The 19,830-nt window shown below is 68.2% G+C and carries 16 protein-coding genes; 7 read left to right on the top strand and 9 right to left on the bottom strand.

Annotation, left to right across the window (positions count from 1 at the left end; all coding sequences use genetic code 11):
- Positions 1-315: 315 nt before the first annotated feature.
- Positions 316-1,758, bottom strand: a complete 1,443-nt coding sequence (locus CQ044_RS14225; protein WP_105689061.1) for a CCA tRNA nucleotidyltransferase — start codon at positions 1,756-1,758, stop codon at positions 316-318.
- Positions 1,759-1,882: 124 nt separating this feature from the next.
- On the opposite strand from CQ044_RS14225, the gene CQ044_RS14220 reads away from it, so the two are divergent.
- Positions 1,883-3,412 carry a helix-turn-helix transcriptional regulator gene (locus CQ044_RS14220; protein ID WP_181158329.1) on the top strand — a complete coding sequence of 510 codons (1,530 nt, stop codon included), beginning with the start codon at positions 1,883-1,885 and terminating at the stop codon, positions 3,410-3,412.
- Between the two features lie 115 nt (positions 3,413-3,527).
- The gene (locus CQ044_RS14215; protein ID WP_105689059.1) at positions 3,528-5,384 is read left to right on the top strand and encodes an alkaline phosphatase family protein; all 1,857 of its coding nucleotides are present in this window, start codon (positions 3,528-3,530) and stop codon (positions 5,382-5,384) included.
- Positions 5,385-5,452: 68 nt separating this feature from the next.
- Here CQ044_RS14215 and CQ044_RS14210 read toward each other — a convergent pair whose 3' ends face one another.
- Positions 5,453-6,508: an LLM class flavin-dependent oxidoreductase gene (locus tag CQ044_RS14210; protein ID WP_105689058.1), complete on the bottom strand. Its 1,056-nt coding sequence runs from the start codon at positions 6,506-6,508 to the stop codon at positions 5,453-5,455.
- A 127-nt stretch (positions 6,509-6,635) separates the two neighbouring features.
- Positions 6,636-8,198 (bottom strand): methyltransferase, encoded by a 1,563-nt coding sequence (locus CQ044_RS14205; RefSeq protein ID WP_105689057.1) that lies wholly within the window; start codon positions 8,196-8,198, stop codon positions 6,636-6,638.
- 150 nt (positions 8,199-8,348) lie between these two features.
- Between CQ044_RS14205 and CQ044_RS14200 the strand changes: the two genes are divergently transcribed.
- The 5 genes from CQ044_RS14200 (at position 8,349) to trxA (ending at position 14,236) form a co-directional block, all read left to right on the top strand.
- Positions 8,349-10,532, top strand: coding sequence for a DUF6049 family protein (locus CQ044_RS14200; RefSeq protein ID WP_105689056.1), 2,184 nt, complete (start codon positions 8,349-8,351; stop codon positions 10,530-10,532).
- Positions 10,525-12,141, top strand: coding sequence for a murein biosynthesis integral membrane protein MurJ (murJ, locus tag CQ044_RS14195; protein ID WP_105689055.1), 1,617 nt, complete (start codon positions 10,525-10,527; stop codon positions 12,139-12,141). The genes CQ044_RS14200 and murJ overlap by 8 nt, the downstream gene beginning before the upstream one ends.
- Before the next feature lie 22 nt (positions 12,142-12,163).
- Positions 12,164-12,814: a YigZ family protein gene (locus tag CQ044_RS14190; RefSeq protein WP_105689054.1), complete on the top strand. Its 651-nt coding sequence runs from the start codon at positions 12,164-12,166 to the stop codon at positions 12,812-12,814.
- Between the two features lie 73 nt (positions 12,815-12,887).
- Positions 12,888-13,841 (top strand): thioredoxin-disulfide reductase, encoded by a 954-nt coding sequence (gene trxB, locus CQ044_RS14185; RefSeq protein ID WP_045271335.1) that lies wholly within the window; start codon positions 12,888-12,890, stop codon positions 13,839-13,841.
- Between the two features lie 71 nt (positions 13,842-13,912).
- Positions 13,913-14,236 carry a thioredoxin gene (gene trxA, locus CQ044_RS14180; RefSeq protein ID WP_045271334.1) on the top strand — a complete coding sequence of 108 codons (324 nt, stop codon included), beginning with the start codon at positions 13,913-13,915 and terminating at the stop codon, positions 14,234-14,236.
- 418 nt (positions 14,237-14,654) lie between these two features.
- Here the strand turns inward: trxA and CQ044_RS14175 are convergent, their stop codons facing one another.
- The 6 genes from CQ044_RS14175 to yidC form a co-directional block, all read right to left on the bottom strand.
- The gene (locus tag CQ044_RS14175) at positions 14,655-14,993 is read right to left on the bottom strand and encodes a tryptophan synthase subunit alpha (protein ID WP_105689053.1); all 339 of its coding nucleotides are present in this window, start codon (positions 14,991-14,993) and stop codon (positions 14,655-14,657) included.
- A 101-nt stretch (positions 14,994-15,094) separates the two neighbouring features.
- Positions 15,095-16,072, bottom strand: a complete 978-nt coding sequence (locus CQ044_RS14170; RefSeq protein WP_105689052.1) for a ParB/RepB/Spo0J family partition protein — start codon at positions 16,070-16,072, stop codon at positions 15,095-15,097.
- Positions 16,072-16,995 (bottom strand): ParA family protein, encoded by a 924-nt coding sequence (locus tag CQ044_RS14165; RefSeq protein WP_105689051.1) that lies wholly within the window; start codon positions 16,993-16,995, stop codon positions 16,072-16,074. The genes CQ044_RS14170 and CQ044_RS14165 overlap by 1 nt, the downstream gene beginning before the upstream one ends.
- A 598-nt stretch (positions 16,996-17,593) precedes the next feature.
- The gene (gene rsmG / locus CQ044_RS14160; RefSeq protein WP_105689050.1) at positions 17,594-18,235 is read right to left on the bottom strand and encodes a 16S rRNA (guanine(527)-N(7))-methyltransferase RsmG; all 642 of its coding nucleotides are present in this window, start codon (positions 18,233-18,235) and stop codon (positions 17,594-17,596) included.
- Positions 18,236-18,250: 15 nt separating this feature from the next.
- Positions 18,251-18,736: a R3H domain-containing nucleic acid-binding protein gene (locus tag CQ044_RS14155; protein WP_045271329.1), complete on the bottom strand. Its 486-nt coding sequence runs from the start codon at positions 18,734-18,736 to the stop codon at positions 18,251-18,253.
- Positions 18,733-19,827, bottom strand: a complete 1,095-nt coding sequence (yidC, locus tag CQ044_RS14150; protein WP_105689049.1) for a membrane protein insertase YidC — start codon at positions 19,825-19,827, stop codon at positions 18,733-18,735. Before yidC ends, CQ044_RS14155 begins: the two co-directional genes overlap by 4 nt.
- Positions 19,828-19,830 lie beyond the last annotated feature (3 nt).

The raw sequence follows: 19,830 nt of genomic DNA, 5'->3' as shown, positions 1-19,830 counted from the left end.
CGACCCCGACCCCGGCGGGCTGAGCGATGGCCGCGCCACGGATCGTCTCGATCGATCTCACGCACCTCGTGGAAGCCGCACTGCGCGGCGAACACCGCAGCGACAGCGGCGACGGAGTCCCCCGTCACGAGGAGGCCGCCGAAGTCCAGTGCATGACCGACTGCGCGTCGAACTCAGTCGATTCGGGGGCAACGGCCGCGACTTCGGTCGCCAGCCCCTGAATCGACTGAGTTTCGTACCAGCAACAACCCTGGCGATCGGCTGAACGGCATCCCAGAAGCCCCGGATCCGCTGGTCGTCAGGGCACGCTGAGCCTCAGCCGCGCGCGGCCCACCAGTCGCGCAGGCGCTGCTCGGCGACCTCGGGACCGATGAGGCCCTCGTCGAGGCGCAGCTCGAGCAGGAACCGGTATGCCTCGCCGACCTCTCGGCCCGGGGCGATGCCGAGGATGCGCTGCACCTCGTTGCCGTCGAGCTCGGGCCGGATCGCATCGATCTCCTCCTGCTCGCGCAGGGTCGCGATCCGCGTCTCGATGTCGTCGTAAGCCGCGGCGAGGCGACCCGCCTTGCGCTTGTTGCGCGTGGTGACATCGGCGCGGGTGAGGATGTGCAGCCGTTCGAGCTGGTCTCCGGCGTCGCGCACGTAGCGACGGACGGCGGAGTCGGTCCATGCGCCCTCGGAGTAGCCGAAGAAGCGCAGGTGCAGCTCGATGAGCTTCGCCACGGCGTCGGTCGACTCCTTGTCGAACCGCAGCGCCTGCAGCCTCTTGCGGGCGAGCCGGGATCCGACCACGTCGTGGTGGTGGAAGCTCACGACGCCGCCGGCCTCGAGCTTGCGGGTGCGCGGCTTGCCGATGTCGTGCAGCAGCACGGCGAGACGCAGCACGGCGTCGGCCGGCTCGTCGGGGTGACGGGCGTGCTCGAGCGCGATCGCCTGCTCGAGCGCCGTCAGGGAGTGCTCGTAGACGTCCTTGTGATGGTGGTGCTCGTCGATCTCCAGCCGGAGCGCGCTCACCTCGGGCAGGAACTCGTCGACGAGCCCCGTCTCGACCAGCACGCGGATCCCGCGCACCGGATCGTCGGACTGCAGCAGGCGGATCAACTCCGACTGGATGCGCTCAGGGCTCACGATGCTCAGCGTCGAGCGCAGCTCCGACATCGCGGCGAGCGTGCGCTCCTCGATGCCGAAGCCGAGCTGCGCGCTGAACCGGGCGGCGCGGAGCATGCGCAGCGGGTCGTCGCCGAAGCTCACCTCGGGCGTGGTCGGTGTGCGCAGGACGCCGACGAGCAGGTCCTCCACTCCCCCGGTCGGATCCACGAGCTTCTGCTGCGGCACCAGGAACGCCATGGCGTTGACCGTGAAGTCGCGTCGCACGAGGTCGCCCTCGATGTCATCCCCGAACGAGACGACCGGCTTGCGGGTGACGCCGTCGTAGGCGTCGGCACGGTAGGTCGTGATCTCGACCTGCTCGGAAGGGCCGTCGGGCGAGGGGACCTTGGCGCCGATCGTGCCGAACTCCCGGCCGATGTCCCACTGCGTGGTCGAGATCGGCTTGACGATGCGGAGGATGTCGTCGGGACGGGCGTTCGTGGTGAAGTCGAGATCGTGCGTGGGGCGTCCGAGCAGCGCGTCCCGCACCGGACCGCCCACCACGGCGAGGTCGAACCCGGCCTCGGCGAACGCCGTCGCCAGGGTCCGCACGACCGGATTCTCGGCGAGGGCGCCCAGGCGCGCAAGGGAATCGGCCATGTTGAGCATGGTCTCCAGGGTACCGGGGCGCGCCCGGCGGGTGCCGTGCGCGCAGCTCCGGTCTCATCCCGGGAGGTCGGATCCGGATCCGACGACGACTCCTGGGATAGTGGACCCCGATGGGAGGAACCACATGACGACGCCGCTGCGGATTGCGCGGATCGCGACCGGCGGACGTGCGGTCGCACCACACGTGGCAGGCCGGATCGCCGCCTACGCCGACGGGGACGAGCGCATCATCGGAGAGATCGCCGCTGTGCTGACCCCGGAACAGCTCCGCGGCAGCGCCCTCCTGCCGGATCCGCTGCCGCTGGTGCCGAGCGCCAGGACGGGAGCACTGGATGAGCTGAGCACGGCCGAGCTGCGTGTGCTCCTCTTCGCCGCACTGGATCCCGAGGTGCAACTCTCCGAACTGCTCGATGCCGCAGCAGTCGAGATCGACGTGCTGCTGTTCGGCCGCCCCCAGGGGTTCCTGCGCGTCGACCGCGGACGTGCGCGCTTCGCCGACGAGCGGATCCGGTCTCAGGTCCTGCACGACGCCACGAGGGGCGAACGGCGAGCGGCGCATGAGGCGCTCGCCCGCGCCGCACTCCGCCGCGGACGATCTCCTGCAGCCGCCCCGCACCATGTCGCCGCAGACCACCGTCGTCGCGTGGAGCTTGCCGTGCCCCTCCTCGCGCATGCCGAGGCGCTGCTGATCTCGGGCTCCGCCGCCGAGGCGCATCGTGTGGCCTGCATCGCTGCGGAGGCGGGCGGCGACATCACCGCCCGCGCCTGGAGGACCGCGGCTCTCGGCGCGTTCTGGGCCGGCGCCCTCGACGACGCCGAGGAAGGCGTGCGCCGTGCGCTCGAGCTCGATCCGAGCGACGATCTGGCGAGCGACCTGGCCCGCACCCTTCGACTGATGCAGTCGGGTCCGACGGACGCCCTCTACTCCGCGGAGGAGACCGAGTTCATCTTCCGCACTCTCGTCGCCTCCACCCGCAACGCCGCGGATCGCATGCTGCTGATGCAGCTCGGGAAGGTCTATGCGATGGCCTACCATGATCCGCGCGCGGCCGACAGCCTGCTCGCGCGGACCCTGCTCTCGTCCCCGGCGAGCGAGGACCGCTGCTGGTCCCCGCAGGGAGCGGCGCATCGCGCGGTCTCTGAGCTCACGGCGCTGGTCGTCGCCGGCGACCTCGACGCCGGCGCACGACTGATCGCGCGAACCGCGTCCACTCTGCCGCTCATCCTGCCCGGCGCCGGCATCGTCGCGGGGCACGTCCGAGCCTGCCTCGGACGTGCCCCCGGCGTCGATGCGGAGCTCGCCCGCGCCTACGGGGAGATCGGTCCGCGAACGCTGTCACGCTTCGACGAGGTCCCTGTCACGGACATGTTCGCCGCGGACCTCGCGGTGCGGGCAGGGGCCGCGGCGGCCATGGCGACTCCCCTGTCCGCACCCTCCTCACCACGCCTCGCCCCCGTACCGGCGATGCCGCTGTCCCTGCGCCAGCGTGACGTCCTCACGGGTCTGCTGCGCGGGCTCTCCAACCGTGCGATCGGCGAAGAGCTCGGCGTATCGCACCGCACCGTCGAGGTGCACGCCACACAGATCCTGCGCAAGTACGGCACCCCGTCGCGCAGCGCCTTGATCGCCCTGCATTCCGCGACGGCTCACTGAGCGGGCGGTCCGTCTAAGGGATACCCCGTGGACGGACCAGGAGCCGTTCCCGACGATCCCCCAGGACGACGACGACCGCCCGAGCGCGCTCCCGACGGCTCAGTAGGATCGCGCCATGCACAGACGCAAGAACTCCCCCGCTTCGGACGCAGGGTCCGCCGCGCCCGAGAGCGGGCCTGCCGACGCGCCGGAGAGCACGCCCGACACGACGGAGACCGGCGCGGACGGTGGCACTCAGGGCGGTTCCCGCTCCCGTCGCGACTTCCTCCGGATCGGTGGCCTCACCGCAGCCGGTGCGGTGGTCGGCGGCGGCGGCGGCGCCGCGATCGGATACGGCCTCGGCCAGCGCGAGGGGTTCCACGAGGCGATGGACGACTACGGAGCCCTTGCGCCCCGTCACGCCCCGGGTTTCGACCACATCGTCGTGCTCATGGGCGAGAACCGCTCCTTCGACAACCTGCTCGGCTACCTCTACACGCGGGATGACCTGCCCCGCGACAGTCAGCCGTTCGAGGGCCTGGCGTTCGGGGAGTACTACAACGAGCTCGACGGGCAGCGCTACGACGCGCACGTCTATGAGGGTCCGACCGACACCATCATGACCTGGCCGGATCCGGATCCGGGCGAGATGTATCCGCACGTCAACACGCAGCTCTACAACACGATCGACCCGGCCAGCAACGCCGAGCTCTACAACGGGGGGCTCTCGGCCCCCTACAACGAGCCGGCCGCCGGCACGGAGCCGACGATGACCGGTTTCGTCACCGACTACATGGTGAACGTCATGCGTCTCAAGCACGGCAAGTCCCCGACCCAGGACGAGCTGTCGCGCATCATGGGTTCGTTCTCGCCGGAGATGCTGCCGACCGTGTCGACCCTGGCCCGCGAGTTCGCCGTGTTCGATCACTGGTTCTGCGCTGTGCCCTCGCAGACCTTCTGCAACCGCTCCTTCTTCAACGCCTCGACCTCGCATGGTCAGGTCACCAACCACGAGGGCGGCGACTACGCCAAGTGGCTGGACGCGCCGAAGTCGCCGACGATCTTCAACCGCCTCGAGGAGGCGGGCCTCAGCTGGAAGATCTACTTCGACGAGGTGCAGATGGTCTCGTTCACCGGTGTCCTGCACGCGCCGGTGCTCGAGGAGTTCTGGCGCACCGAGCATTTCGGCACGATGGACGACTTCTACGCCGATGTCGAGCACGGCGAGCTGCCGGCGTACGCCTTCGTCGAGCCGCGGATGATCTACGACCACAACGACTTCCATCCGCCGTTCGGCAGCCGCCGCGAGACGGATCTGGCGGATGAGGACACTGCGCTGATCAACAGCGCCTATTCCGATGTGCGCGCCGGCGATGACCTGGTGCACGACATCTACGACGCGATCCGCACGAGCAAGTCTCCGAAGGGATCCAATGCGATCAACACGCTGCTGCTGATCACCTTCGACGAGCACGGCGGCACGTACGACCACGTGGCACCGCCCAAGGCCACCCCGCCCGACAACGCGGGCAGAGGCGAGATGGGCTTCGCGTTCGATCGGCTCGGATGCCGTGTGCCCGCGATCGCCGTGTCCGCCTACACGCGCAAGGGCACCGTCATCAACGACCAGATGCATCATGGATCCGTCATCGCGACCCTCACCCGCCTGCACGGCCTGAAGCCGCTGACCCGTCGAGACGCGACCGCGAACGATCTGTTCCAGGTCGTCAACCTGGACAAGCCCCGGCACCCCTCGGATTGGCCGGTCACCCAGTCCCGGTTCCTGCCGCCGAATCCGGAGTCGAAGGCGGCTCATCCCGCGCACGCGCACGCGAAGAAGCCGCTGACTCCGCCGGCGGAGGGTCTGCTCGGTCTGCTGCTGGCACGTTACGGTCTGCCCGGCGATGAGCAGCCGCAGACCTTCATGGATGCGTACAACCTGCTGCACAAGCACGGGAAGAACATCTTCGGTCCGCCGGACCAGGAGGGCTGAGAAGGACGCGGAGACGCCGAGGGGCGGGCATCGTCATGATGCCCGCCCCTCGGCGTATGAGTCCTGACTCAGACCGGGTCGCCCTGCACCGGGCCCTCGGTGTTCGGCTTCCAGCCGAGGGCCGGCGCCACGTGCTCGGCGAACGCCTGCAGTACGTGAAGGTTGTACTCCGGGCCGAGCTGGTTCGGGATCGTCAGCATGAGGGTGTCGGCCGCCATCACGGCCTCGTCCTGCTTCAGTTGCGAGATGAGCACGTCGGGCTCGGCAGCGTAGGTCTTGCCGAACGTGGAGCGGAACCCGTCGATCACGCCGATCTGGTCGCCGTTCTCCTCGCTGCGCAGCCCGAAGTACGCTCGATCCTGATCGTTGATGAGGGGGAAGACGCTGCGGCTCACCGACACCCGGGGCGTACCGGTGTGGCCCGCCTCCTTGTAGGCGGCGCGGAACAGCTCGATCTGCTCGCGCTGCAGCTCGTGGAACGGCTGGCCGGTTGCCTCGGTGACGAGCGTCGAGCTCATCATGTTGAGGCCCTTCCGGCCGGTCTCCTCGGCGGTCGCGCGGGAGCCGGATCCCCACCAGATGTGATCGCGCAGGCTCTCGGAACGCGGTTCCACGGGGAGGTAGCGGCCCTCCCCGACCATGCGCGGATCGCCAGGCGCGATGCCGGCGCCGTCGATCGCCTCGAGGAACAGGTCGAACTTGTCACGGGCCAGCACGCTGCCGCGCTCGCGATCCTCCTCGTCGACGTAGCCGAACGCCTCGTACCCGCGCAGTGCCGTCTCGGGTGAGCCACGGCTCACGCCGAGGGCGATCCGGCCGTCGGCGATGAAATCGAGGGCGGCCGCCTCTTCCGCGAAGTACAGGGGGTTCTCGTAGCGCATGTCGATCACGCCTGTGCCGACCTCGATGCGCTTCGTGGTCGCGGCCATCGCCGACAGCAGCGGCATCGGCGAGGCCGCCTGTCGCGCGAAGTGGTGCACGCGCACGTAGGCGCCGTTCACACCGATCTCGTCGGCGCCCTGCGCGATCTCGATGGTCTGGTGCAGCATCTCCCCGGCCGTGCGGGTGACGGATCCGGGCACGTTCGCATAGTGCCCGAAGGAGAGGAATCCGAAAGCCTTCATGATTCATTCAAACGCATGGATCCGCACCAGCATTCCCTGGTCATCGGTCCGCGAGACTCCAACTCCGCGACGAGACTGCGGCTCTGGGGCGCAGTCTCGTCGCCCAGTTGGAGTCTCGCGGTGTTCTTCATCGGTCGGCCGGGATCAGGAAGCCGTCCGTGACGAGCGCGCGCAGGCGCGGCTCGAGATCGGTCCAGAGGTCGACGAGCGGCACCTCGAAGAGGTCCGCGAGCGCGCCCGCGATCTGCGTGACGCTGAGATCGCCGTCGCACGCGCCCACGAATCCGGCGAGCGCGGGGTCGACGGAGATCGTGCGCCCGAAGCCCCCGCCCTGACGCAGCTCGATCACGCTCGGCGCCTCCTGCCCTGGCATGTGGTGGCGGGCCTCGGTCACATCCGCGGCCACGAGCAGCACATCCGGGATCCCCTCGGCGAGCGCGTCGTGCCCGGCGAGACCATCTCGGAGCGCTCGGCCCACGCTCGTCACGGGCTGCGGAAGCGTCTCGAAGCGGCGGAGCGGGCTGGCCGCGGCCTCGGCTCCGTCCACCGCCGCGGGTCTGCGGATCAGCACGTATCCGAAGCCGATCTCGGTCACGCCACGGGCGGCGAAGTCGGCCAGCCACGCGTCCAGGAGCGGCTCGAACGCGGCGTCGCGGGGCGTCGTGCCGCCGTCGCGGATCCACAGCTCCGCATACCCGAGCGGCGACAGCGTCTCGCGCTGCACGACCCAGGCGTCCAGCTCCGGCGCGATCCACGACTCCAGGCGCCGGAGTCCGAGCACCCCGGTCCCTGAGCCTGTCGAAGGGCCGAGGGACTCCCAGTTGCCGAGGAGCTGCGCGGATCCGCCCGGCACGAGATGCGCGGGAGCCTGCCTGACGAACGCCTCGACGAGCGCGTCGCCCACAAGTCCGCCATCGCGGTACTCGTATTCGGGCACGCCGGCGCCACGCGGCGTGATCACGAACGGCGGGTTCGACACGATGAGCCCGAAGCTCTCTCCTGCGACCGGCTCGAACATGCTGCCCTGACGGAATTCGATGTTGCGCACACCGGCGAGCATCGCGTTGAGCTCGGCGTAGGAGAGGGCGCGCGCGGAGATGTCCGTCGCGATGACGGTGCCGGCGTGCCGGGAGACGAGAAGCGCCTGTATTCCGCAACCCGTGCCGAGATCCAGTGCCCGCTCGACCTCGAGGGGCATGACGAGCGATGCGAGGGTGCGAGAGGCGCCGCCGACGCCGAGCACGTGGTCGGGCGGCAGAGCGCCGCCCCCGTCCATGTGATGCAGTGCGAGTTCATCGAGGTCGCTCGCGATCCACCACTCCCCGACGCCGTCGGCGTCGACGAACGACTGCGGCCGGATCAGGGCGGACGGCACCACGCGTCCGTCCTCGCGATAGCCGAGGCCCAGAGTCTCGAGCCCATCGGCGCCCGTACGCGGGAGTGCCGCGGCGACGTCGGACTCGGGCTGCGGCATGCCCAGCACGAACAGGCGCCCGAGCGTGGCCAGCGCATCGGTGCGGCCCTCGATCGCACGCAGCAGCGGCGAGCGGATGCCGCGGGCGAGGGCGTCGTCGGCCTCCGCGCCCCACGCGGCCCGCAACGGCTCCGAACGCAGGTCGGCGGCGTCGAGATCGGCGGCGAGGGCCGCGCACAGCACGGAATCGGGACGGGGCAGGAGGTGTCGGACCACGGCGTCAGCCTACGCGCGACACCGCGTGCGCACCCGACGACGGGAGAGGGATGCCGCCCACTCTGCCCGCCTCCAGGGATCGGCGTGCCGCGCCGCCTAGAATCTCAGGGCCAGCACTCCCCTGCGCCCTGCGCGCCCGACGGATCCCCGATGACTCTCACTCAGACCGAACCCGCCCCCCTGCGACGGCGCCTGCGCCGTGCAGCCGGGGCACTCCTCGTCGCGCTGAGTCTGGGGCTCCCCCTGGGCGCGGCATCGCCCGCGGCGGCAGCGGAGACGCCCACGCCGAGTCCGACGCAGACGCCTCAGCACGCGGGCGTACAGCTCTCCCTGCAGCCGGACGCGAACGGATCCTATGCATCCGGAGCGCCGCTGACGGCGACGCTCACCCTCCGCAACGACGCCACGACCGGCCTCGGGGCGGGCACCGTGCACCTGGAGCTCGGACGTACCCCGCTCGGCGACCGCCAGGCCGTGGGTGCCTGGCTGGACGGATCCGGCGCCGCCCCCGCGTTGAGCCCGATCGGCGATGTGAGCACCACGGTGCTGGACGCGGAAGGAACCTCGCGCACCCAGGTCGTGGTCCCCGCGACGGACGTCGGTGCGCTCGCACCCGGCGTCTACCCGTTGCAGGCCCGGTTCCAGGCCAGCCCGGCCTCGGCGGAGGAGCCCGCTCCCGTGCCCGCGCGCAGCGCCCTCGTGGTCGCACAGGGAGCACCGGCATCGGTGGTCACGGTCGTGCCCATCACCGCCGCCCCGTCCGGCGACCTGCTGAGCGCCGCCGAGCTCACCGCTCTCACCGCGCCCGCCGGCGCACTCACGGCGCAGTTGAACGGCGTGGCCGGAACTCCGGCGGTGCTCGCGATCGACCCCTCCATCCCGGCGGCGATCCGCGTGCTCGGCGCCGGCGCGCCCGCGACGGCGACGGCGTGGCTGGCGCGACTCGAGGCCCTGCCCAACGAGCGTTTCACACTGCAGTTCGGCGATGCGGATGCCGCAGCCCAGGCGGCGGCCGGACTGACCTCACCTCTCGCCGTCGACGACTTCGAGCCCTTCCTCAATCCCAGCGGCAAGACGCCGACGACCCCCGCTCCGACCCCGACGTCGACCACGACGCCCGGGCAGAGCCCGGCCTCGCCGGCGGCGATCGCCGGCGCGCGCACCGACGTCCTCTGGCCGCGCGGCCAAGTGACCGCTGACCAAGTCGCGACGATGTCGCACTACGGCGCGTCCGGAGCGGGTACCGTGCCGATCCTCCCCTCGACGACGTTCACCGCAGGAGCGAAGGGCGCGCCGGTCGCCTCCCGCGGCGCAGTGAGCGGGACATCGGTGCTGGTCAGCGACGAGGCCGTCTCTGAGGCGCTCAGCGCCGCCGCCAAGGAACCGGACGCAGCGACGCGCGGCGGGGCACTGACCGAGGCGAACGCGATGCTGTGGTTCGACGCTCCGGGTTCGACGGTTCTCGCCGGGCTCTCCCGCGCCGACGCGCGGTCCGAGGAGGGTCTATCTAGTGCCGTCACCGCGTTCAGCGGCGGACAGGACGGGCGGCTCGACCGCGTGCTGTCCAGCGCACCTGCGGAACTGACGGTCTCGACGGAGTCGGCGGAGGACCGCGCAGCCGCCGTGTCGGCCCTGAACGAGGACGCGGACCGCCTGGCCGAGTTCGCCACGATCCTGCAGCGCCCCGCCGACCTCACCGTGCGGGAGCGCATCTCGGACATGCGCCTGCTCGGCGTCGGCGTGCACACGACGCCCGACGACTTCGCCGCCGCGCTCAAGACGCATCGCGACGCGACGAAGAAGACGATGGGTGCGGTCGGGATCCAGCCGTCGAACCCGATCCTGATCAGCCCGAAGGTCGACGTGCCGGTCTGGGTGCGCAACGACCTGCCGTATCCGGTCCGCGTCACGCTCCACGTCTCCTCCAGCGACAGCCGCATCGATGTGCCTGCGACGACCGAGGTCGAGGCGCAGCCCTTGAGCACCACCACTCGGGTGCGCCTCCCTCTCGAGTCGCATGTGGCCAACACCGAGCTCACGCTCACCATGACGTTGACGAGCCCGACGGGCGTCGCGATCGGTCCGGCGCAGACGGCGCGGCTCACGATCCGTGCGGAGTGGGAGACCATCGGCCTGATCGTCTTCGGCAGCCTCGGCGTGCTTCTCATCGGTGCCGGGATCGTCCGCACGATCCGCCGTCGCAAGTCCGCTGCCGCGAAGCATGCCGCAGAAGGCATGGAAGGATCCGACGAAGACGAGGCCGAGGCCGAGGCACAGACCCTCGCAGAGGGGAAGGCCGGATCCGCTCCGGCGGACAGGGAGACGAATGAGTAGCCTCGGCCGGGCCAGCGCCTTGCTCGCGGCGGGCACGATGGTGTCCCGCGTCACCGGGCTGCTGCGCACGATCGTGCTGGTCGGCGTGATCGGGGCCGTCGGTAAGGCCCCAGACGCCTTCGCGCTCGCGAACCAGCTGCCGAACGACGTGTTCTCGATCATCTCGGCCGGCCTCCTGACCGCAGTGCTCGTTCCGCAGATCGTCAAGGCGGTCGCCGGCGAGGACGGCGGCAGCGCCTTCATCTCCAAGATCTTCACCGCCGGTACGGTGGTGCTGCTCGCCGCCACGACCGCAGCGATGCTGGCGGCGCCCTGGATCGTCAGCGTCATCATGAAGGCGAACACGAGTGCAGATCAACAGCAGCTCGCCCTCGCTTTCGCGTACTGGTGCCTGCCGCAGATCTTCTTCTACGGCCTCTACGCCCTCATAGGCGAAACGCTGAATGCGCGCAAGATCTTCGGGCCCTTCACCTGGGCGCCGGTGGTCAACAACGTGGTCTCGATCGTCGGATTCCTCATCATCGGATCCCTCTTCGGAACGCCGCTGAGCGAGGTCTCCGATTGGCCCGCCGACCGCATCGCCTGGCTCGGCGCCACCGCCACGCTCGGTATCGCCGTGCAGGCGGGCGTCCTGCTCGCGTTCTGGCCGCGCACGAAGCTGGCGCTGCGGATCGATTTCCGCTGGCGCGGAGTCGGTCTCGGCAACGTCGGAAAACTCGCGGGCTGGACCATGCTGATGGCGTTGTCTAGCCTCATTGCCGGCTTCTACCAACACAGCGTCGCGTTTGCGGCATCAGGCGACGGGGCCTCGCTCACCGTCATGAACAACGCCTGGCTGATCTTCATGCTGCCCTACTCGGTGATCGTGCTGTCGATCGGAACTCCCTATTTCACGCAGCTCAGCGAGCATGCCCATGCCGGACGCGTCGACGAGCTGCGCGCCGACATCGGCCGCAGCATCCGAGCGCTCGGCTTCTTCCTGACCGGCGCCCTCGCGGCCGTGGTCGCCGCGACCGTCCCCGCTTCGCGCATCTTCACCGACAATCGCAACGAGGCCCAGTCCGCGGCCCTCGTCCTCGTCGGCTACCTGGTCGCACTCCTGCCCCTTGCCGTGCTCTTCATCGTGCAGCGCACGTTCTACGCGCTCGGAGACACCCGTACGCCGTTCTTCTTCACGATCTTCCAGTGCGTCCTCATCGCAGCCACGACGTTCGGCACCCAGCTCCTCCACGACGCGGGCATCGTCCCCCTGTCGGCACTGGCGGCGACGCTGGCGCTCGGGCAGTCCGTTGCCAGCATTCTGCAGACCACCGTCGCGACCGTGCTCCTCCACCGTCGTCTCAACGGCATCGGTACGAGCAAGTGGATCCTCGCCCTGGGGCGATTCGTACTCGCCGCCATCCCCTCCGCCGCGGCAGGCTGGGGAGTATTCCTCCTCCTCGGCGGCGCACACGGATGGACGACGGCGGACCGGATCCCGGCTGCGATCGGCTGCCTCATCATCGCCGCGGTGGTCCTCGTCGTCTACATCGGCCTGCTCGCCCTGCTGCGCGCTCCGGAGCTGGACGCCCTGAAGGGCCTCGTGCGGCGCTTCGCGCCGTCCCGATGAGCACCGCCGCCCGCACGCTGTCATGACACGCTCCTACCCCGACACGATTGCCGCTCCGGTCACGCGTGAGCTGGTCGTGAAGAAGTCGCGCTTCATCGCCCACCTGGTTCCCGTGCGGTCCGCGACCGAAGCGGACGAGGTCATCGGATCCATCCGTCGGCAGTACTGGGATGCGCGCCACAACTGCACCGCGATGGTGACCGGTGTGACAGGTGACCAGGCGCGGTCCTCCGATGACGGCGAGCCCTCCGGCACGGCGGGGATCCCGATGCTCGAGGTGCTGCGACGCCGCGGACTCACCGACGTGGTCGCCGTCGTCACCCGGTACTTCGGCGGCGTGAAGCTCGGTGCGGGCGGGCTGATCCGGGCCTACTCGACGGCAGTCTCCGACGCTCTAGACGAGTCCGTACTGCTGCATCGTCGCGAGCTTCTCGAAGCGCGCGTCGACGTGCCGCACGCGGACGCGGGACGCATCGACAACGGTCTCCGGGACTGGGCCGGCGCGCACGGATCCTCGTTCGTCGAGGTCTCATACGGATCCTCGGCGTCGTTCACGCTCTGGATCCCGCTCTCCAACCGGACTGTGCTCGTCGATGACCTCGCCGCGCTGTCGGCGGGAGCCCTCTCCCCCGTCTTCGGCGAGACCCGCGTCGTCGACGTCACCGCCGACTGACGTCAGCTCGCCCAGCTCCGCGGAATGCCGCGCCGGTACCATGTGTTGAAGCGTGCGACAGCAAGGAGAAGCAATGCGACAGGTCATCATCATCGGTTCGGGACCTGCGGGATTCACCGCGGCGATCTACGCGGCTCGCGCGAACCTGAATCCGGTTCTCGTGGCGAGTTCGGTCGAGGTCGGTGGCGAACTGATGAAGACCACCGAGGTCGAGAACTTCCCCGGCTTCCCCGAGGGCATCCAGGGTCCCGACCTGATGGCCAAGATGCAGGAGCAGGCCGAGAAGTTCGGCACCGAGGTCCTCTACGACGACGTCACCGAACTCGAGCTCGACGGCGAGATCAAGAAAGTCACCCTCGGCAGCGGCACGGTCCTCGAGGCCTCGTCCGTCATCTATGCGACCGGATCCGCGTATCGCACGCTGGGTATCCCCGGCGAAGAGCGCCTCTCTGGCCACGGCGTCTCCTGGTGCGCGACCTGCGACGGCTTCTTCTTCCGCGAGCGCACGATCGCCGTCGTCGGCGGCGGGGACTCTGCCATGGAGGAGGCGACCTTCCTCACGAAGTTCGCCTCGAAGGTCTACATCATCCACCGCAAGGACTCGCTCCGCGCTTCCAAGATCATGCAGGAGCGGGCCTTCGCGAACGACAAGATCGAGTTCATCTGGAACAGCGCGGTCGAGGAGGTCCTCGGCGACGACGCGACCAACGGGGTGCGCCTGCGCAACACGGTCGACGGCACCACCACCGACCTCCCCGTCGATGGCCTGTTCATCGCGATCGGGAACGACCCGCGCACGCACCTCGTGCACGGCAAGCTCGACCTGACCGCTGAGGGAACGATCTGGGTCGATGGGCGCACCTCGCGCACTTCTGTTCCCGGCGTGTTCGCGGCCGGCGACGTGATCGACCCGACCTACCGCCAGGCGATCACGGCAGCAGGATCCGGCACCGTCGCGGCGCTGGACGTGGAGCACTTCCTCGCGGCCCTCTCGGACGGAACCTCCGCCGAGTCGGTCCTGGTCTAGCCTCCGGGAACACTTCAGCCCCTCTCACTGTTGACGCCTCTGAGCGTCTCACGCTTTCACAAAGGAGAATCATGACTGCCAAGGCAACCAGCCAGGCGACCTGGGAGCAGGACGTGCTTCAGGCCGACGGCGCCATTCTGGTCGACTTCTGGGCCGAGTGGTGCGGTCCCTGTCGCATGGTCGCGCCCGTCCTGGACCAGATCCAGGCCGAGAACGGCGACAAGATCACCATCCTCAAGCTCAACGTGGATGAGAACCCGGATCTCGCCATGAAGTACCAGATCACGTCGATCCCGGCGATGAAGGTCTTCCAGGGCGGCGAGGTCAAGACCACGATCATCGGCGCCAAGCCGAAGTTCGCGCTCGAGCAGGATCTGGCCGCTTTCCTCGGCTGATCCCGACGACGGCTTCCAAGCCCGCTCTCCTTCGGGAGGGCGGGCTTCGTCGTTCCTCGGGCGATGTTTCACGTGAAACGCGTGGTTCCCCGTGACGCTCCCCCTTCCATGGATCCCGCGTCCTCGGATCGAGCGTTTCACGTGAAACGTGAAGACCACCGTTGGCATCTCGATCAGAACGATCGCGGAGCCGGTCCACCTGATCACCGCGCGTCGCACTGTCTTCGCCTCTTCGGAGTGCGGCCCGCCGGGAGCGGATCCCCGTTGACGACATCGCGAATCACAGGCGCTGCTGGGCTCCCCAAGCAGATCCGCAGAGTCGGACGTATCCCCCCGCGAGCAGAGAGCGCGTTCTCGACGATGGCTACCTCCACTCGAGTGCACGCGATGTTTCACGTGAAACGTCGCCGAACCCGGATCAGGGACGTGCGTCGTCTGCGAGAAGGTCCCACCGACGGTACTTCGGGCCATCCCCGAGCAAGCCCCAGACGATCGGCGTGAGTTCCGGGTAGTCGAGAGCGATCCGACGGAGCACATCGAAGTTACCCGCCTCGTCCGGGCGGACTCCACCGCTCTCGACGATCTCGTCGGCCCGCAGCAGGAAGACCACGAGTTCGTCGACGCTGGGCAGCTCCTCCATGAAGGCCCAGGGGTCCTCTCCCCCGAGCAGCCGCTCCTGGACGAGAACGGCCAGCTCATCCGCCGCTTCAGCGCGCAGCACTTCGAGGCTGGCACGGCGGGTCGGGGACTCAGTCACCCCCCAAGCCTACGCGGCGCAGGATGGACGAAGGCCCGGAGGATCCGCTCTCGCAGATCATCACCGGGCCTTCGACAAGGAATGGGCGTGTAGACGGGCGCTTAGGAGCCGAAGCCTTCCTCACCGATCTCGGACAGGATGCGATTCAGGTCCTGGATCGATGCGAACTCGATCTTGACCTGGCCTTTCCTTGCACCAAGAGCGATCTGGACGCGTGTGTTCAACCGGTCGCCCAGCTTCCCCGCGACATCATCCAGATAGGCCCGGCGTGCACCGGCCTGCGGCTTGACCGACTTCGCCACGACGCCCGCCGCAGCGATCGTCTTCGCGGCCTCCTCGGTGGCCCGAACGGACAGGTCCTCGTTCACAACCTTGTCCGCCAGCCGCTGCATGAGGTCGGCGTCATCGAGGGAGAGGATCGCCCTGGCGTGTCCGGCGGACAGCACGCCGGCCGCCACACGCTGCTGCACGGGAACCGGCAGGCGCAGCAGGCGGATCGTGTTGCTGACCTGCGGGCGCGAGCGGCCGATGCGGTGGGCGAGCGCCTCCTGGGTGATGCCGAAGTCCTCGAGCAGCTGCTGGTAGGCGGAGGCCTCCTCGAGGGGGTTCAGCTGCGACCGGTGCAGGTTCTCCAGCAGCGCATCGCGCAGCAGATCCTCGTCCGCCGTCTCGCGCAGGATCGCGGGGATGGACTCCAGTCCGGCCTCCCGCGCCGCACGAGTGCGCCGCTCCCCCATGATCAGCTCGTACTTGCCGTCCTCGTTCTGACGCACGACGACGGGCTGCAGCACGCCGAACTCGCGCACGCTGTGCACGAGTTCGGCGAGGTCGCCTTCATTGAAGTGGGTACGCGGCTGACGCGGGTTCGGGACGATGTCGTGCGGATCCACGCGGATCAGACGAGCACCGGGCACGGCGATGAGGTCTTCCTCCGGCTCCGAAACCTCCGCCGCGGGGGCGTCTTCAACCGCCACCTCTGCGCGGGCACCTGGGAAGAACACGTCGACAGGACGCTCTGTGGCATCCGATGTGGGGATGAGTGCGCCGATCCCCCGGCCGAGTCCTGTGCGTTTGGCCATCAGTGCCCCTTCTCGTTTTCGGACGCCCGACGGGCGATCTCCACTGCTGCTTCCCTGTAGGCGACCGCACCCACCGACTGTCCGTCGTAGGCGATCACCGTCTGACCGAAACTCGGGGCTTCCGAGACGCGCACCGAGCGCGGAATCACGGTGTCCAGCACCTCCTGCGGGAAGTGACCGCGCACCTCCTCCGCAACCTGCTGAGCGAGACGGGTGCGCCCATCGAACATCGTCAGAAGGATCGTCGACATCGTGAGGTCCGGATTCAGGTGCTTCTGGATCATCCGGATGTTGCCGAGAAGCTGGCTCAAGCCCTCCAGCGCGTAATACTCGCACTGGATCGGGATCATGACCTCGGTGGCGGCCGTGAAGGCGTTGATCGTGAGCAGACCCAGCGACGGCGGGCAGTCGATGATGACCACATCTGCGGGATGCGCGGCCAGATAGTCATTGAGTGCCGTGCGCAGGCGGTGCTCTCTCGCCACCTGGGAGACGAGCTCGATCTCCGCACCAGCGAGGTGGATGGTGCTCGGAGCGCACAGTAGATTCGGCGACTCAGGGCTCTCCTGCACCACATCCGCAAGGGGCACGTCACTGATCAGAACGTCGTAGATGCTCCGCAGGTCCGCGGTGTGCGGAACCCCCAGTGCGGTCGATGCGTTGCCCTGAGGATCCAGATCGATCACGAGGACCTTCGCACCGAGATCCGCCATCGCTGCGGCGATGTTCACGGCAGTCGTCGTCTTACCGACGCCGCCCTTCTGGTTGGAAATCGTGAAGACGCGGGTCGGACCATCGAATCCGACGGTGACCGACTCCAAAGCCCTGCGGCGAGCGGTCAGATCCGCGAGTTCCCGCGCCAGGGGGGTGTCCACACCGTATCCAGCAGTCGAGGTGCTTGAGGACTGTTTCACGTGAAACATCCACTCCTTTCGACGATCTCCGACGGGGAAACGACGGAATCTCCACTCTAACTTGCGCGGCCGACAATCCCTGCTCGCATCGACGAATCGGGGTGATGTTTCACGTGAAACATGCTGCGATCTCGGCGTGAGTCGTTGAGATACGGTCGCGAACCAATCGTTCAGCACCCGGGCTCCGGGGTGTTCGGGTGATGAATGGGCGGGTTCCTTCCCGCTTCGCGGGCCCCTCTCGATATTCGTCACCCGAACACCCCTGCACCCTCCCCCGCCGAGGACGGTTGCCATACGGCGCGGCGGGACGATGGCGATGTTTCACGTGAAACGTCGTGGGTGTGGCCCTGCCCCGGATCGTGTCGACATCTACGTCGCCCAGAGAGGCTACCCCGCGGCCATGAGTCATCCGAGTGCCGACGTCTGGCGCTCAGGACTTGCTGCACCGATCGGGCACCAAGCCCTTCGATGCGCTGGAATGAGTCATGTTTCACGTGAAACACAGCGGTAGGGTCCCCACACACAGATCACACCCCGCAGCCCGGGTGCCACTCTTCGAGGCTTCGCAGCAACGAACGTGAGGGGACTGCCTCCTACGTGATGAGACTCAGCCCCGAACAGTCGCGCGCAGCACCCGTGTGGTCTCCGCGAGCACGCCCTCACCGAGCACCTCGACCCGGACGTCACTCAGCAAGAACTTCCGGATCTGCTTCTGAGCCGCAGTGATCTCATTCTCAGCATTGATACCCTTGAGCAGCGCGAGCTCTCCCCCGTTGCGGGCGAGGGGCGCGGTCCACGGGAGAAGGGTCCGCAGCGCACTCACGGCGCGCGCCGTGACCATGTCAAAAGTCCCGGTCAGGCCCACTTCTTCCGCGCGCCCGCGGACAACGGTCGCGTTCGAGAGCCCCAGATTCTCGACCTGTTCGTCGAGCCACGCGACACGGCGCTCCATCGGCTCGATGAGCGTGAACTGCACATCGGGTCGTGCGATCGCGAGAACGATGCCTGGCAACCCTGCACCGGAACCCACATCCGCAACGGAGCCGTGGAACAGCGGGGCGGCGATCGCACTGTTGAGGACATGCCGGGTCCACAGTCGTGGCACCTCGAGCGGGCCGATCAAGCCGCGCTCCTCCCCCTGCTCGGCGAGGGCGGTAGTGAAGGCACGGGCGAGCTCGATCCGGCCGCCGAACAGCGTCGACGCAGCAGCCGGCTCCTGCTCGAGCTCGGACGACACCGATTCAGACATGTTTCACGTGAAACGTCAGTGCCGGCGGATGACGGTATGCCGGGTCGGACCCTCGCCGTAGGACTCGGAGATGAGACCCCGCTCCGACACGATGTCGTGAACCAGCTTGCGCTCGTAGCTGGACATCGAGGGCAGGGACGCCTGCGATGCGCCCTCGTCGAGCTTCGCCACAGCCGAATCGACCAGGCGCTCGAGCTGGGAACGACGGGCATCGCGGGATCCGGCCACATCAAGGATCACGCGGGAGAAGGATCCGGTGCTGCTCTGCACTGCGAGACGGGTGAGCTCCTGGAGCGCCTGCACCGTATCCGGAGCCGACAGCAGACGGAGACCATCGCCCTCAGCCTCGACCGAGACGTACGCCCGACCCTGCTTGACGTCCAGCGTCAGATCGCCGTCGATGTCGGCGATGTCTAGCAGGCCCTCGATGAAGTCCGCGGCGACATCGCCCTCGTTCTCGAGATCCGACACGGTCGGCTCGGCGACATCCTGCTCGGTCATGCCTTGTCTCCGTTCGGGGTCTTGTCCTGGTCCCTCTTCGCGCGCTTGGCGCTCTTCGGCTGCTGCCGCTTGGGCTGCTGTGCCCGCAGACGCTCCGCGTCCTCGAGCATCTTCTGCTGCTCGGCCTGGTACGCGACCATGGGCACGACCTTGCCCTCGGAGTTGATCGCCTTGCCCTTGCGAGCCAAACGCTCCTCCCGTGCCTTGGCAGCATCGGATCCGGGCGTCGGCATCTCTCGGAGCACGAGGAATTGCTGCCCCATCGTCCACAGGTTGCTGATGAACCAGTAGATGACCACGCCGAGCGGGAAGAACAGGCCGGAGAAGATGAAGCCCAGCGGCAGGATGTAGAGCATGATCTTCTGCATCTGATACGCCTGGCCGGTCTTGGCCTCGGGCGACAGGTTCTTCGAGATGATCTGCAGCTGCGTGAAGAACTGGGATCCGATCATGAGGATGACCAGCACGACGAGGATCGCGACCGTGGTCTCCCAGCCGGCCGGCTTCTGCTGCACCGCATCGGTGAGGCTCGTGTGCAGCGGGGCGACGCCAAAGAGAGTGGCGTCGTAGAACTGCTTGGTGAGCTGCTTGGTCAGCAGCCAGACACCGCCTTCACCCGCCTGGGCGTGCTTCTTCACATCGCTCAGCGTGTAGAACATGCCGAGCAGGAAGGGCATCTGCACCAGCAGCGGAAGGCAGCTCGACATCGGTGTCGTGCCGTGCCTCTTGTACAGGGCCATGGTCTCGCGACTCATCGCCTCGCGACTCAGCTGATCGCGCTTGCCCTTGTACTTCTCCTGAACTTTCTTCAGTTCAGGGGCGATTTCCATCATCTTGCGCTGGCTCTTGATCTGCCGCACGAAGAGCGGAAAGACCGCCGCGCGGATCACCAGAACGAGGCCGACGATGGACAGCACCCAGGTGAGACCAGCCGCGCCCGGCATGCCGATCGCAGTGAACAGCCAGTGCCAGGCGACGAGGATCGCCTCGACCAGCGCCTTGAAGGGCCACATGACGATGCCGAGAAGATCGAAGCCGCCGCCGGAGGCAGCGGGCGTCGTTGACGCGGCAAACAGGAGGTCGGAACCCACTGA

Source organism: Microbacterium sp. MYb64 (assembly GCF_002979495.1).
Taxonomy (GTDB): domain Bacteria; phylum Actinomycetota; class Actinomycetes; order Actinomycetales; family Microbacteriaceae; genus Microbacterium; species Microbacterium azadirachtae_A.
This window is presented reverse-complemented; position numbering and strand designations above follow the sequence as displayed.

Excerpts from the sequence above, each read along its gene's own strand:
- CQ044_RS14225 (WP_105689061.1), bottom strand. The coding sequence starts at position 1,758 with ATGCTCAACATGGCCGATTCCCTTGCGCGCCTGGGCGCCCTCGCCGAG.
- CQ044_RS14220 (WP_181158329.1), top strand. The coding sequence starts at position 1,883 with ATGACGACGCCGCTGCGGATTGCGCGGATCGCGACCGGCGGACGTGCG.
- CQ044_RS14215 (WP_105689059.1), top strand. The coding sequence starts at position 3,528 with ATGCACAGACGCAAGAACTCCCCCGCTTCGGACGCAGGGTCCGCCGCG.
- CQ044_RS14210 (WP_105689058.1), bottom strand. The coding sequence starts at position 6,508 with ATGAAGGCTTTCGGATTCCTCTCCTTCGGGCACTATGCGAACGTGCCC.
- CQ044_RS14200 (WP_105689056.1), top strand. The coding sequence starts at position 8,349 with ATGACTCTCACTCAGACCGAACCCGCCCCCCTGCGACGGCGCCTGCGC.
- murJ (WP_105689055.1), top strand. The coding sequence starts at position 10,525 with ATGAGTAGCCTCGGCCGGGCCAGCGCCTTGCTCGCGGCGGGCACGATG.
- CQ044_RS14190 (WP_105689054.1), top strand. The coding sequence starts at position 12,164 with ATGACACGCTCCTACCCCGACACGATTGCCGCTCCGGTCACGCGTGAG.
- trxB (WP_045271335.1), top strand. The coding sequence starts at position 12,888 with ATGCGACAGGTCATCATCATCGGTTCGGGACCTGCGGGATTCACCGCG.
- trxA (WP_045271334.1), top strand. The coding sequence starts at position 13,913 with ATGACTGCCAAGGCAACCAGCCAGGCGACCTGGGAGCAGGACGTGCTT.
- CQ044_RS14170 (WP_105689052.1), bottom strand. The coding sequence starts at position 16,072 with ATGGCCAAACGCACAGGACTCGGCCGGGGGATCGGCGCACTCATCCCC.
- CQ044_RS14165 (WP_105689051.1), bottom strand. The coding sequence starts at position 16,995 with ATGTTTCACGTGAAACAGTCCTCAAGCACCTCGACTGCTGGATACGGT.
- rsmG (WP_105689050.1), bottom strand. The coding sequence starts at position 18,235 with ATGTCTGAATCGGTGTCGTCCGAGCTCGAGCAGGAGCCGGCTGCTGCG.
- CQ044_RS14155 (WP_045271329.1), bottom strand. The coding sequence starts at position 18,736 with ATGACCGAGCAGGATGTCGCCGAGCCGACCGTGTCGGATCTCGAGAAC.